At 44.4% G+C, this 14372-nt stretch carries 8 protein-coding genes; 4 read left to right on the top strand and 4 right to left on the bottom strand.

What is annotated here, in order from left to right:
- Nucleotides 1–206 precede the first annotated feature (206 nt).
- Together OCV52_RS08195 and OCV52_RS08190 are read left to right on the top strand one after the other, a co-directional pair.
- Nucleotides 207–1031: a formate dehydrogenase accessory sulfurtransferase FdhD gene (locus OCV52_RS08195; RefSeq protein ID WP_137406438.1), complete on the top strand. Its 825-nt coding sequence runs from the start codon at nt 207–209 to the stop codon at nt 1029–1031.
- Nucleotides 1032–1309: 278 nt separating this feature from the next.
- Nucleotides 1310–3199, top strand: coding sequence for a methyl-accepting chemotaxis protein (locus tag OCV52_RS08190; protein ID WP_137406437.1), 1890 nt, complete (start codon nt 1310–1312; stop codon nt 3197–3199).
- Nucleotides 3200–3372: 173 nt separating this feature from the next.
- On the opposite strand, the gene OCV52_RS08185 is transcribed toward OCV52_RS08190, so the two are convergent.
- The gene (locus OCV52_RS08185; protein WP_137406436.1) at nt 3373–4956 is read right to left on the bottom strand and encodes an ABC-F family ATPase; all 1584 of its coding nucleotides are present in this window, start codon (nt 4954–4956) and stop codon (nt 3373–3375) included.
- Between the two features lie 461 nt (nt 4957–5417).
- Here OCV52_RS08185 and OCV52_RS08180 point away from each other — a divergent pair, with 461 nt between their 5' ends.
- Nucleotides 5418–7763, top strand: a complete 2346-nt coding sequence (locus OCV52_RS08180; protein ID WP_137406435.1) for an ATP-binding protein — start codon at nt 5418–5420, stop codon at nt 7761–7763.
- A 1-nt stretch (nt 7764) separates the two neighbouring features.
- Nucleotides 7765–8655 (top strand): mechanosensitive ion channel family protein, encoded by an 891-nt coding sequence (locus tag OCV52_RS08175; protein ID WP_137406434.1) that lies wholly within the window; start codon nt 7765–7767, stop codon nt 8653–8655.
- 124 nt (nt 8656–8779) lie between these two features.
- On the opposite strand, the gene OCV52_RS08170 is transcribed toward OCV52_RS08175, so the two are convergent.
- From OCV52_RS08170 to OCV52_RS08160, 3 genes are all read right to left on the bottom strand, one after another.
- Nucleotides 8780–10399, bottom strand: a complete 1620-nt coding sequence (locus tag OCV52_RS08170; RefSeq protein ID WP_137406433.1) for a methyl-accepting chemotaxis protein — start codon at nt 10397–10399, stop codon at nt 8780–8782.
- Between the two features lie 258 nt (nt 10400–10657).
- Nucleotides 10658–12685: a sensor histidine kinase gene (locus OCV52_RS08165; RefSeq protein ID WP_137406432.1), complete on the bottom strand. Its 2028-nt coding sequence runs from the start codon at nt 12683–12685 to the stop codon at nt 10658–10660.
- Complete coding sequence (locus OCV52_RS08160) at nt 12675–14138, bottom strand: sigma-54-dependent transcriptional regulator (protein WP_137406431.1); 1464 nt, start codon at nt 14136–14138, stop codon at nt 12675–12677. The genes OCV52_RS08165 and OCV52_RS08160 overlap by 11 nt, the downstream gene beginning before the upstream one ends.
- Nucleotides 14139–14372 lie beyond the last annotated feature (234 nt).

The following is a 14372-nucleotide window of genomic DNA, read 5'->3' as shown; positions in this document are numbered from 1 at the left end:
GAACTCTCATATTTTGCGCTATTTTAATCGAATGCTTCATGTTTTCTCGGATAGCCGTTATTTTGGAATGAGAATTGCTAAATGCTTGAGTTAAAGCTAAGGCTGACTAAGTGACAGAGAACGCATGTATTCTAAAGAGTCGTATGATGACTCTTGCCTAACTTCTTATCCCTTATAATCGCTATCTCATTAAGTAGGACGTGACTGTGGTAAAACCAAACATAATAAAAACCAGTGAAAACCCACTTCAGACCATCGAAGTTGAAGTGTTTGATGAATATGGCGAAAAGCTAACGAAACAAATTGCGTGCGAGCGCCCTCTTACCGTTATGTTGAACTGGAAAGAGATCGTAACTCTAATGACATTGGGTTCACGCCCAGAAGCATTAGTCTTGGGTTATTTGAAAAACCAAAGCTTCCTTTCTGATCCAGAAGCCGTTGAATCAATCATCATCGACTGGGAAACCAGCTCAGCAGCGGTTATCACCAAAGAAGATACGAGCCAACTTGAACAAGCACTGAAGAAGAAGACCGTAACGTCTGGCTGTGGCCAAGGTACCATGTATGGCAACGTGATGAAGCAATTGGAAGATTACCAAGTGCCTCAAACCAAGATTAAGCAATCTGAAATCTATACGGCTCTAGAAGCGCTGACTCATTATAACGACACCTACAAGAAAGCGGGTGCGGTTCATGGCTGTGCGGTGTGCAAAGATGACCAAGTGTTGTCGTTTGTGGAAGATGTAGGTCGTCACAATGCCGTCGATACCCTTGCGGGTGAGATGTGGCTCAACAAAGAAGATGGCGGAGATAAGATCTTCTACACCACAGGTCGTCTTACCTCTGAAATGGTGATTAAGGTAGCGCAGATGGGAATCCCTGTTCTACTGTCACGCTCTGGCGTTACACAAATGGGCTTAGATTTAGCTCAGAAGTTCGGCATAACAACGATTGCTCGTGCTAAAGGCTTGCGCTTCCAAGTGTTTACAGGTACAGACAAGATAGATTTTGACGTCAAAGGCGAGCAGTAAACGTAAAGTTAACTCGTGCTTAGTTAATTTGTTATGGGTGCAGTATCAGCTGCACCTTTTTTATATTCTTCAGTTTTTATCCCAATTCGTTCCCGATACAGGTTTCACGCTTCAAACCATCTAAACCTACACGTATCATGTCTTAAATTAGCTTTTCCTAAAACAAATCTTGATTTAACACCCCAATAAGCTATTAGTTACATATTCGTCAATTTAATGAATCTGTTAATACAAATTAAAGATGAATATCAACGTCACTGGCTTAAAGGGAATTAACCATGAGTAATCCATCGGAACCTCAGCATCCTCTGCTGTCTCTTTCTATTCGCAGTAAGTTTATTTTAATCAACCTCACTCTGTTTATTTGTGTTTTTATCTATGCCGTCTACGAGCAACTTAGCTTAGACAAATTGGAATCATTGGAGATCGCTGCGACCGAAAACCTCAGAAGCTCAGTAGATTTATTAACGCTTAGGCGACATGAGAAAGACTTCTTGTCTCGCTACAATCAAAAATACGCAGAGCGTTTCGATAAAACCGCCGACATATTGAATCAAAGATTGGTGACGTTGAACCAAACTCTCACCTCGCACGAACTTCACCTGACCGAGCAAATGACCAAGATCTCCGATACCCTTCATCAGTACCAGAAACAGTTCCACCAGATCGTCAATCAAGTGAACGACATTGAACGTTCAACCCCACCTTTGGGCTTTGTCGCCGCTCTTGATGGAAAAAGAACAGCGCTGAAATCAGCAATCGAATCAGAATCAAGCTTGGCACTGGAACTTGCGTTGTTAGAGCTGATCGAAAAAGACTTCCATTACCTCGCACATATTAATAGCGAAACGAATGCGGCGTTAACCAATGCTCTTGTTGAGTTTGAACCCTACTCCCAAACCTCGATTGCGACTGAGCAAGCCTATTCCGAATATAAGGCTGCAGTTGAAACTCTGTTGGTTGCTAACAGCAATCTAGGCTTGTCTGCAGAGTTGGGGCTTAGAGGCGCCTTACGTAGCAATGTCCATAAAACGGAACAAGCCATTGAAGAAGTGCAGAATGAGATAAGCCATGCGATTACAGTGGCAGTTAGGCACACACAAAATATGTTGCATCTGTTTGGCGCCGCCATTGTTGCTCTGCTTTCTCTATTATTGGTGTTCATTGGTCGCAACATCTTGGGTCGTATCAAAGCGATTAACGTGATGATGGAGTCGATTGCCAATGGCGATGGTGATTTAACGGTGCGAATGAACGCTAAAGGTAACGACGAGCTCGCTCAACTTGCTCACTCGTTTGATACCTTCATCAACAAGCTGCACGGCAACATTAAAGAGTTGTCGGGAGTTATGACAGTGTTGACAGAGAGTTCATGTAGCTCTGAAGAAGCCGCGATCAAAAGCATGAGTAATGCTGAGAAACAGAAACAACAATCGGAGTCCGTCGCGACGGCAGTGAACGAACTGGTGATGACCAGTAACGAGGTATCAGCCAATATAGAAAATGCCGCAACTAATGCAGAGAAAATTAAAGATAACGCCCATCAAGCATTACAAGAAACACACTTAACAGATACGAGTATCAATGTGTTAGTCGAGAACATTGCAGAGTCGCAAGATTTAATCGTGCAGCTTGAAGAACAGAGCCGTGAAATCAATCAAGTGGTAACGACGATTCAGGGAATTGCTGAACAAACTAACCTACTCGCGCTTAACGCGGCGATTGAAGCTGCACGTGCAGGCGATCATGGACGAGGCTTTGCGGTGGTCGCCTCTGAAGTGAGAGAGCTTTCTTTAATGACTAACGACTCAACCCATCAAATTGAATCGACTATCCATGGTTTAACGTCCGGCATTGCAAAGACAGTCGCTAAGATGTCGGCAAGCTTGGAGCAAACCGAACAAGTTAAGCTCCAGACTAAAGATGTGGTCAATGCGATTGAAGGTATCCACTTTCAAGTCGGAGAGATGTTCGACCTTAACAGTCAGATAGCGACAGCATCAGAAGAACAATCCATGGTATCAGCGGAGATCGACCGAAACATTAGCGACATCGCTCATCTAGCAAGTAATACATATACCGTAGTATCAGGATCAGTGCGTTGTAGTGAACAGGTATCGAGCGTGAGTGTGAAACTAGAGAAGATTGTGGCTCAGTTTAAATACTGATGTGTAGCCTACTTTGTTGTGGGCTGTCACCACCTCTGAATACACTGTAGGTAATAAAAAACGCCCTTATCGCTTTATGCTGATAAGGGCGTTTTAATTCTATAAGGACACTTTCTGTTATCTGCAGACTATCGATGTCTACAAACAGCGGTTGTCCGAAGCACTAGCCTAGATTAGCCACGTGCTTTTAGGAACTCAGCGTAAGTACCACGGAAATCGTTGATCTTGCCATCTTTGATTTCAAGGATACGCGTTGCTAGAGAGTCTACGAATACACGGTCGTGAGATACGAAGAACAATGTGCCTTTGTAGTTCTCAAGAGCCAAGTTAAGCGCTTCGATAGATTCCATATCCATGTGGTTAGTTGGTTCATCCATAAGTAGGATGTTTGGCTTGTGCATCATGATCTTACCAAGAAGCATACGACCTTGCTCACCACCAGAAATTACCTTAACTGATTTCTTAATGTCGTCTTGACCAAATAGCATACGACCTAGGAAGCCACGAACCACCTGCTCGTCTTCACCTTCTTGACGCCATTGGCTCATCCAATCGAACAAGTTCATGTCTTGTTCGAAGTCATGTGCGTGGTCTTGAGCGTAGTAACCGATGTTTGAGTTTTCAGACCACTTGTACCCACCAGTGCGAGCTTCAAGTTCGCCAGCTAATGTGTTCAGTAGTGTTGTTTTACCCACACCGTTCTCACCGATGATCGCAACGCGCTCACCTACTTCGAAGATCGCATCGAACTTGTTGAATAGGTCTTCTTCGAAGCCTTGAGATAGGTTTTCAACCACAAGTGCGTTACGGAATAGCTCTTTAGACTGTTCAAAACGAATGAATGGGTTTTGACGGCTAGAAGCTTTCACTTCTTCAAGTTGAATCTTATCGATTTGCTTAGCACGAGACGTTGCTTGCTTCGCTTTAGATGCGTTAGCAGAGAAACGAGAAACGAACGTTTGAAGTTCAGCAATTTGTGCTTTCTTCTTAGCGTTGTCAGACAGTAGACGTTCACGCGCTTGAGTTGCTGCCGTCATGTACTCATCGTAGTTACCCGGGAACAGGCGAAGTTCACCGTAATCTAGGTCAGCCATATGTGTACATACAGAGTTTAGGAAGTGACGGTCGTGCGAAATGATGATCATTGTGCAGTTACGTTGGTTTAGCGTATCTTCCAACCACTTGATGGTATCCATGTCCAGGTTGTTCGTTGGTTCGTCTAGAAGCATGATATGCGGGTCTGCGAACAGAACTTGCGCTAGAAGCACACGAAGTTTCCAACCAGGTGCTACTTCGCTCATTAGACCGAAGTGTTGTGATTCTTCAATACCAACAGCAAGAAGAAGCTCACCCGCTTTCGCTTCTGCCATGTAACCGTCCATTTCAGCGAACTGAACTTCAAGATCAGCTACCTTCATGCCGTCTTCTTCGCTCATTTCTGGCAAAGAGTAAATGCGGTCACGCTCTTGTTTGATAGCCCATAGCTCTTTGTGACCCATGATAACCGTGTCGATTACCGTGAATTCTTCGTAAGCAAATTGGTCTTGGTTTAGCTTAGCTACGCGCTCGTTTGGATCGTAGCTTACATTGCCAGAAGTCGGCTCTAGTTCACCAGATAGGATCTTCATGAACGTCGATTTACCACAGCCATTCGCGCCGATTAAACCGTAACGGTTACCTTCGCCGAACTTAACTGAAATATTTTCGAAAAGTGGCTTAGCGCCGAATTGTTGGGTGATATTTGCTGTGGAGATCAATGCCTTTACCTTTTTAATGTGAAAAACGCCGCAACGTTACTTGTTCAGGGCTTTAACTGCAAGTATTGATTGCAATTACCCGCTAATAAGTGAGCGATAACCTAGCTAAATCATAGTTTGAGATAACTCACATTTTTGATTTCTATTTATATAGCGATAAATAGCTAAACTGTGCAACATATAAAGTGTTGAGCCACTGAGTAAAATCCGCCTTATATAAAGACATATCTCTTATAAATAATTTAATATATCGCATAACAACCCGTTACAACCAAAGCTTCTTTATATATAGCTATTCACAACACCCTCTAATGCACAAATACTAGTCTAACGCCTGACAGTTTCATGACAAAACACCAAGATTCGGGGATAAAGTACTCGCCCTCATTAATGCATGAGATTTCACAAAGCTCGATTATCTAACTATAGTAATCCTAACCTCATAATTCTAAGAGACTTTTATGCGTTCATTACCGCGCTTCTTATTCCTCATATTAGCAATGCTCTCATGGCCGAGTCATGCCAACTTGGAATATGACTTACAATCACAACCTCAGGTCTCTGACATTGCCCAAGATCTGACTAATCGTATCGATGAGCTTCCCGACCCTCTTTTTATGGAGGCGTCAGATAAGCGCAAGGTAAATCTGTTGCTCGCTGAAGTGCTGCGTGTTCAGAATCAGCAAATCGCAACGTTCGATAAACGACTCAAGGCTTATCGAGAAAACAGCGAGCCAAAACAGTGGTTCGATGTAGAGTCTAGCTACGTCACGTTGAACAGTTTGAATGTGAGCAAGCAGCACTTATTGGAGCAAAGCACCACAAGTAACAGAGAACGCTTGACCGGTTTTGGTCCTTACGGTGTTACCCAGTTCAAGCAAGAGTGGGAACTGACAAAGCTAAACGTCGAATACTTGGTGTATTTCCAAATACGCAGCTTCAAAGCGCTTATTAAAGACATTTTTATTTCGCCGGTTCCTGTGATTGGTGCAGCGTTAAAAGTGCTGTTCATCTATTTTGCGCTGGTGTGGTGGTTAGCGAACAGTAAAAGGTTGATCGAACTGTTTCGCGTTAACCTGCTTGAAGCGAAACCAAACCCTCCATTCCTGATTCGTCTAATTTGGTATGTGAGCCGTGCGGATAGAGCCATTGCTTGGTTAATTGCTATCACCCTGTCTCTGCGTGTGCTATCAAGTATCCCTAGCCTGCAACATCTGATATTCCTTGAGATCTTCACGTGGTGGATTTTAGGTGGCTCTATCGCAATCAGCTTCATTCTTGAGTTTGCATACCGCATGGGACGTACCTCAAACAAAGAAGTCATTGCGCTACGCCTTTCAACGATTCGCCGTTACGTATGGAGTTTCATTGTTGCTGGTGTGATTCTGCAAATCTCTAGCATCACGCTGGGTAGAGGCACCATCTACAGTTGGATTTACAGCGTTCTATTCTTTTGGTTTGTGTTGGTGACCATCTCGGTACTTCGATTATGGAGAGCGAAGGTATTCAATAGCCTAGAACATATCTCTGATCGCCCAGTGTGGGTTAACTGGGCCGTGAATCGCCAAGATACCTTTTTACTTAATATCATCGCGACTGCGCTTGGTATTGCTTGGTTGAGTGTTTATCACTTCCAGCATCGCATCATGTCGCTGCTTTCGAACTACACAGTATTCAGTCAAGCACTGGCTTACCTGTTTAGGATTGAAGTGGCTAAGCAGTCTGACCTTGATAAGAATCAGAAAAACTTAGTGCGTATTAAAGGCGATCAGACATACGAATACATTCTACCTGGATCCATCGACAGCGAGCTGATTGACTATGCAGGCGACGAAGTAAAACAACTGTCTCGTTATCTTATGTCTGACAGTCCAGCGATTTGTATCGTGTCGGGTGAACGTGGCGTGGGTGCAACAACACTTCTGTATACCCTACTGCATAAGGTATCGAATGCAGAACCAATTTACGTTAGTTGCCCTTACGCGGGTTACCAAGAATTACTGTGTCATCTAGCAGTAAGCATCGGCTTAGAAGAAGACGCAACTGAGATTCAAATCTTGGCACATCTTCGTAAGAGCGAAACGACTTATCTGATTGCAATTGATAATGCACAACGCCTAGTTAAACCAATGGTTGGTGGTCTTTCAGATCTGATTCGATTGACTAACTTACTGCGTCGTTCGAAGAAGAACCACAGAATCGTGATGTCGATTGCTAAGTCTAGCTGGCGATTTGTCGATCGAGCTCGTGGCGAGCGTCTGTTATTTGATTTGGTTTGCTTCCTTCCGCGTTGGACAGAGAAACAAGTTGGTGAGTTGCTAAGCAGCCGCATTAATACTGAACTTGAGAAGCCATTATCATTTGATGGTTTAGTGGTACCAAAGCAGTGGGATCAAGATGACATGAGCGAAGAAGAACGCGCACGCCAAGGTTTCTATCGTATCTTGTGGCACTACTCAGATGGTAACCCGACCGTTGCACTGCGCTTCTTCCGTCTCTCTTTGAACAGAAACAAAGAGACAGACCAAGCGGTAGTAAGGCTGTTCCATGTTCCAGAAGCGCAAGAACTAGAGAACATGCCAAAACCTATGCTGGCGGTCCTTCGCTCTATCGTTCAGTTAGAAATTGCGTCTACCGAGGTGCTATCAGAATGTACTCAGCTAAGTATTGCCGAAATCACTGGTATTCTTCGCTACTTTGAGAGCCGTAGTTACATTGGTTGGAATGAAGATAAGGCAAGAATCTCTGACCACTGGTTCCGTCACATTACTAACGTTCTCGACCGTCAACATTTATTGGTGAAGTAAAATGAAGAAGTTATTTGTCCTATTACTTGTTGGCTTTGCGACGGCGGTAAGTTTCCCGACTTACGCGACAGAAGAGTTAGCCAATGTAGAAAACATTTCTAAGATTGCGAGTTTGGTTCGTTGGAGTGGCGTGTTCTTCTCTATCATCGTCATTGCAGCGATGTGGTTGTTATTGAAGTTCATTAACTCAATGGTGACGAGCTTTGGTAGCCAATTCGTGCAATATCGAATGCTGCTGCAAAAGCTTCAATCGTTCATGCAATTCTTCATTTACGTGAGCACTGGTCTTATCGTGTTCATGATGAGTTTCCGCATCAACGACCAAATCTTGGCTCTGATTGGCGGTACCCTAGCGGTGTCGGTCGGCTTTGCGCTTAAAGACTTGGCGGCCTCTTTCATCGCGGGTATCACCGTAATGATTGATAGACCATTCCAAGTAGGTGACCGTGTCACGTTCGAAGGTAACTATGGTGACATTATTACTATCGGCTTACGCTCAGTACGTATGAGAACTTTGAACGACGACATCATTACGATTCCAAACAACAAGTTCCTAAACGAAGTGACCACCAGTGGTAACTATGGGGCGTTGGATATGCAGGTGGTGATCCCGTTTTATGTCGGTATGGATGAGGACATTACCCTCGCCCGTGATCTAATTCAGGAAGCGGCCTCATCAAGCCGTTACATCCACCTACCTAAGCCTGTGACGGTATTGGTGAAACAGACCATTACTGACAACTACCTAGCAATACAGTTAACCTGTAAGGCTTATGTGGTCGATACAGCCTATGAGAAACTATTCGAGACAGATATTACGCTTCGTGTCATGAAAGAGTTTAAGAAACACAGCATCAACCCACCTAAAATCTCAGTGGCTGCCCACTCTTAATTTTTAGATTGATCGCTAGATTGATAGAAACAAAAGCACCTCCGCACTTGAATAAGAATCGGAGGTGGTTTTTTATGGTTTCCGCCTATTTAACGCTGTTGTCTTTCCGGCTTGGTTAATTGAACTAAACCTTAAAGTACTTCAACTGTTCAGTGAGATGTTCAGTGGTGTTTGCCATCTTCTGACTGTCTTCAGCCAACGATTGTGAAGCCTGTAGTACTTCGTTAGCGGCCAAGTGAATACCAGTGACACTCTCACTCATCTCTGTTGCTACTGTGCTCTGCTGCTCGGATGCTGCAGCAATTTGCGAAACCATATCGTTGGCGTTGTGTAGCTCATTCACAATTACATCGAGTTGCTGGCGTGTCTCGTTAGATGCAACCACGCTGTGGTCCACTTTCTCATTGCTACTTTGCATAGCATTAAATGTACGTTCAGCTTGTTGTGTTAGCTTCTCAATGGTCGATTGCACTTCGTTGGTAGAGTTCTGCGTGCGACTTGCTAGGTTACGAACTTCATCAGCAACTACAGCAAAACCGCGCCCTTGTTCCCCTGCGCGTGCTGCTTCAATCGCAGCGTTGAGTGCCAGTAAATTGGTTTGTTCTGATACATCGCGAATTACCCCAACCACTTGGCTTATCTCTGTAACACCAGATTGAAGATCTCTGACCAAGTTATTTGCAGTTGAAATGTTCTCAGATACTTGAGATATCGTCGTTGCCGTAACCTTCATGTTTTCATCATTTTGGTTAGCGTGATCGACCACTTTGTTGGTACTCGCAGCGGTGTTTTCTGCATTCATCGCGACATCTGAAATGGTCGCGCTCATCTCTGTCATTGCTGTCGATAACAGTTCAAGCTGCGCATGTTGCGAATTCACACTGGTTGCTGCCTCTTCACTGGCCTGAGCGATATGACTTGCCATATTACTCGACAGATCTGCAGACTCGTTTGCTGTACGAAGCGTTGTTTGCAGTTTGTCGAGCATGGTGTCGATCTGGTGGCTCATATCGCCCAACTCATCTTTACGTGTCATATTCATACGAACACGAAGGTCACCATCGGCAATCTTATGCGTGTTGTCGATAAGCTTGTTAAGAGGGACGATTATGTTATTTGAAATCGCATAACCCATCGCAAACAGTAAGCCTGATAAAACAACCGCGACCATGCCTTCTTTAAGTGCTAATGCGTAGAAAGCCTCTTGAATATCAGCGACCAGTATTCCTGAGCCAATAATCCAGTTCCATTCTGGGAAGAGTTGTACGTAAGAGATTTTATCTTTGAGCTCACCTTGAGGGCTCATCCACTGGTAATCGAGAAAGCCTTTCTCTTGAGGAGAGCGTGAAATCGTCACCATTTCACGCCAATGGTGCTTTCCTGCTCCGTCTTTCAAATTACCCGCGTTAGTACCATTAAGTTCTGGTTTGAGCGGATGACTAATAATGTTGAGCTGCTGGTTAAGAATCCAGAAGTAATTGGTGTTGTCATAACGAAGCGTCTTAATGGCTTGCAGCGCTCGCTCCTTTGCGACTTCTTCACCTAGCGCACTACGGTGGCTGTAGTAATAGCCGGCTAAGCTTACGGCGGTTTCAACTTGAGCACTGAGCTTATCTTGCCGCTCTTCCATAGAGCTGGCTCTTTGCTGCATGAGGTTAAATGTAGATGCCATTACTAGCAGTACAACCGATAGAACGACAATTGAGGCGAGTTTTGACTTGATAGATAAGTTACTTAATTTCATAGCTGACTGACTTTAATATTTGTTTTGATTATGGATTTTCGACAAGTTATCAAAATTTCGTACAGTTCAGATGATATGCATCAAGAACGCTAAATATACACTGTGTTACATAACCAAAAAGAGGTATAGGTCAAACAGGCAGAGGTTGAGGTTTGATTGGTGATAATTTAGTAGTGCGGGATTTTCGTGCTTGGGCTGAATGTAAAAACAACAGCCCAAGCGAGCTAGGACAACCATCGAACGATAGCCGTAGCAGGTTTAGAGGTTAGACACCAATAACTGTGGTGTCGCTTTTTGCTGAAGGTAGATACTAAAGCGGCTTCCTTTACCCACTTCTGATTCTACGCGTATCTCGCCACCAATTTGACTTAAGATACTTTGAGATACGGATAAGCCTAAGCCAGTACCGTCTCGTTTCGTTGTATAGAATGGTGAGAAGATTCGTTTTAACTGCTCTTCTTTGATGCCACAACCTTCGTCTTCAACATGTACGATAGCACCATGAGATACGCCGTTCTCAACCCAATCTTCACTCGAAATCGTTAATGTTCCCTGCCCGTCCATCGCATGAATCGCATTCATTTGTAGGTTGACCAGAATCTGCAGCAGTTGGTTTCGATTTACTTCAACCGATGTTTTAGCGTTTAAGTTCGAAACGTAAACCATGCCGCGCTTTTTCGCCCCAGTTTTCACGAGCGTGATACTTTCATCGACGATCGGGTTGATGTGTTGCCACGTGATCTCATCCTGCACGCCACCGTGTCGGCTGTATTGCAGCAAGCTTCGCGTAATATTTCGAATTCGGTCGATTTGCTCCATGATGGCATGGACTTCTTCTTCGACACGGCTTACGTCATCCCCTAGTTCAAATTTCATCAACTCAACGTTGCCAAGGATTACCGCTGTTGGATTGTTGATCTCGTGAGCAATACCTGCGGTTAGCTCACCGAGCGCTGCCAGTTTCTCATTGACCACCAGCTTATCTCTGGCTTGGTTTAGCAGCTTGATATGCAGCTCGAGTTCTTCGGTTTTCTCTTTCAAACTAGCGGTGCGAGAATGGACTTTACACTCGAGTTCTAACGCCGCTTGTTGAATCTCTTGATTGCGCTCATGCAGTAGATCCAACATCTTGTCGAATTGTTTAGCAAGTAAGGTAAGCTCATGTTGATCATCCAGTCCTAACGTACCAATTCGCTTGTCTTGCCCCATCTGTACTAGCTTCACCACTTTATGAATGCGTTCGATAGGGTTGAAAAGGTCGCGCGCACCTCTGTGAACGATCAAACCTGAAACCATCAACAACAGAACGATAGTAATGCTGATTTCGCCAAGGTTAGTCAGGTAGGTTTCAATGAGCGGCCAGATTAGGTAACCGGTATATAGCATGCCGATCACGTTGCCAAACTGGTCGTGAATTGGTTGATAAGCTGTTATGTACCATGCATCGTATACATATGCTCTGTCGAGCCACTCTTTGCCCTCGTTTAAGACTTTAGAGTGAACCTCGTGAGAAACTCGCGTACCAATTGCACGCCCTGCACTGTCTTCACTGCTTAATGGCACGTTAGTGCTCACACGAAGGTCGTCAAGAAATACGGTGACGGTTCCTACATGGCGGTTGAAGCCCTCTCTCTGCGGATAGATCAGGTTGCTGATTTGATCGACCAACTGAGTGCTGTTATTCAACAAGATCCCGCCATCAAGAAAGCCGATCACATGATCATGTTTATCTTTAATAGATACGATAGTACGGCTAACCAAGCCACGTGTTTCAACATCATGACCATTAAGCATCGGAACATCTGCCTTTTTTGCAAGATCACGATCTAAGTAATCGAGTTCACTACTGTCTAACACACTGAAAAACGATGATTTATGTGTGAGATTCAGATATTCAAGCTTCTTTTCCATGCTTTCTACGCTGCGCCAGCGTAAAAAATCGAGCTCGTATCGTGACTTATTCTCTGAGACCCAACGAATGAGTTCATCTTGAGGCACGTCGTTCGCAAGCTTCATTCGAAAGTTGTAAGACTCAGCAAATGCGCGCACGTTATAAGCTTGTTGGTTTTGAATCAGATGAATACTGTTGTCTGCGACGTCGAGACGTTCATCAACATCGATCAAAGCGCCTTGCCACGTATAGTGAACAGACCAATAAAAGGTGATCGCAACGAGCGCGCACAGTGTAAGAAAGATCGGTGCTGACGTGAGAAACAGTAAACGGTAGCGCACCATGGTTTTGAAGCGGAACGCCCACTTTGCCCACCACTGACGTCTAATCGGCATATTCTGAGCCTTCTGTGTTCCAGTCTTTGTATTTGCGTTCTAAGGTTTTACGAGCAACGCCAAGGTCTCTTGCCGCTGCAGACTTATTACCATCGTGAAAACTCACAAGCTGTTCGATATGTGCTTTCTCCACTTCTTTAAGTGTCCAAGTGTTTGGATAGCCTTCAGCAGCGTCCGTTGTATTCAAGTTCGGCACTTCAGCACCATGTGACACCGTCACTGAAATGCTCGCAGGTGCCGGGTCGCCATTTATCTCTCGCCAATAGTGAGCTGGTGGTTTGTCTAACAGAATGCAGCGCTCCACGAGGTTTTTAAGCTCGCGAATATTGCCCGGCCATTCGTATTCATTCATCGCTAAGATATCTTCATGTGCCCAATTAGGTATCGGCATACCTAATTCACTCGATAAAAGGCGCGTAAAATATGGAACAAGCTCAATCAGATCGGATGGTCGTTCGCGTAACGGAGTCACATCAATCTTAAGTACATTGAGTCGGTAAAATAGGTCGCGGCGGAAGTGCCCTTTCTCGACCTCTTCCTGAAGATTCCTGTTGGTTGCCGCGACAACACGAACGTCTACGGATATCTCTTTCTCGCTACCGACGGGGCGAATGGTACGTTGCTCGAGCACTCGCAGCAGTGCAGCTTGCATAGGCAGTGGCATTTCGCCAATTTCATCAAGGAATAGCGTACCGCCATTAGCCACTCTGAATAAACCTTCTCTACTCTTCTTCGCACCAGTAAAGGCACCGGAGGTGTGGCCAAATAATTCACTTTCAAGAAGTTCTGGAGCAATCGCACCACAGTTGATTGGGACAAATGGCCCAGTTCGTTTACTGGCTTCATGAACACCACGTGCAACCAATTCTTTACCGGTACCAGACTCACCTTCTACTAACAAGGACGCTCTTGACGGAGCAAATTGGCTAATAAGAAGCTTAAGTTGTTTGGTCTTATCTGAGCTACCAATAATCTCGGTTTTGATGTGGCGGCTGACATCACGCTTCAACGCGTACTGCATTCTTTGGTCAAGGCGCTTATCCATACAACGAAGTACAGCTTGAATCATCTGTTCTAAGTTGAATGGCTTTAAAATGAAATCTGAAGCACCGAGCTTGAGTGCTGATATGGTCATCTCCAGATCGGCATAGCCAGTCATAAAGATAACATCTGCTTTTCGGTCGCTATCATTGAAGGCTTCTTCCCACTCAATACCAGAGCGACCAGGAAGATTAATATCGAGAACGATCAGGTCGAAGTGTTCATTGCAACGTAGCGTTTCTGCTTCTTCTACTGAGCCTGCACTCGACACCTTGCCAAAGTACTGACCTAGTGCTTTCTTTAAAATTGCCTGCATGCCAATTTCATCATCGACCACCAGGACCGAAAACGCCTGATATTGAGTCAAGGTGTTTGGATTGAGGTTAGAGGCGTTTGAACTAGGTAAAGACATAATGATCAGCCGAAAGGGAAAGTTGGGACAGAGTGTACCAATTAACCTTTTGTTCAACAGGGACAATGTGCGACATTTTGTCCTAGCTCATGTTTTGGTTCATTTTATCTAGCGAAATGACGCAGTTTTGTCCGAAATAACAACAATTTAATGAGACTTGATGCATTATTGTTGGCATTAAGATTGCTTATAGGGAGAGGATTTCTAATTACTATAATTAGCATCTTATGCACA

Origin of the sequence: Vibrio chagasii, from assembly GCF_024347355.1 — a bacterium.
Classification (GTDB): domain Bacteria; phylum Pseudomonadota; class Gammaproteobacteria; order Enterobacterales; family Vibrionaceae; genus Vibrio; species Vibrio chagasii.
Note: the sequence above shows the minus strand (reverse complement) of the source record. Positions and strands in the feature narration are given on the sequence as shown.

Excerpts from the sequence above, each read along its gene's own strand:
- OCV52_RS08190 (WP_137406437.1), top strand. The coding sequence starts at position 1,310 with ATGAGTAATCCATCGGAACCTCAGCATCCTCTGCTGTCTCTTTCTATT.
- OCV52_RS08180 (WP_137406435.1), top strand. The coding sequence starts at position 5,418 with ATGCGTTCATTACCGCGCTTCTTATTCCTCATATTAGCAATGCTCTCA.
- OCV52_RS08175 (WP_137406434.1), top strand. The coding sequence starts at position 7,765 with ATGAAGAAGTTATTTGTCCTATTACTTGTTGGCTTTGCGACGGCGGTA.
- OCV52_RS08170 (WP_137406433.1), bottom strand. The coding sequence starts at position 10,399 with ATGAAATTAAGTAACTTATCTATCAAGTCAAAACTCGCCTCAATTGTC.
- OCV52_RS08165 (WP_137406432.1), bottom strand. The coding sequence starts at position 12,685 with ATGCCGATTAGACGTCAGTGGTGGGCAAAGTGGGCGTTCCGCTTCAAA.
- OCV52_RS08160 (WP_137406431.1), bottom strand. The coding sequence starts at position 14,138 with ATGTCTTTACCTAGTTCAAACGCCTCTAACCTCAATCCAAACACCTTG.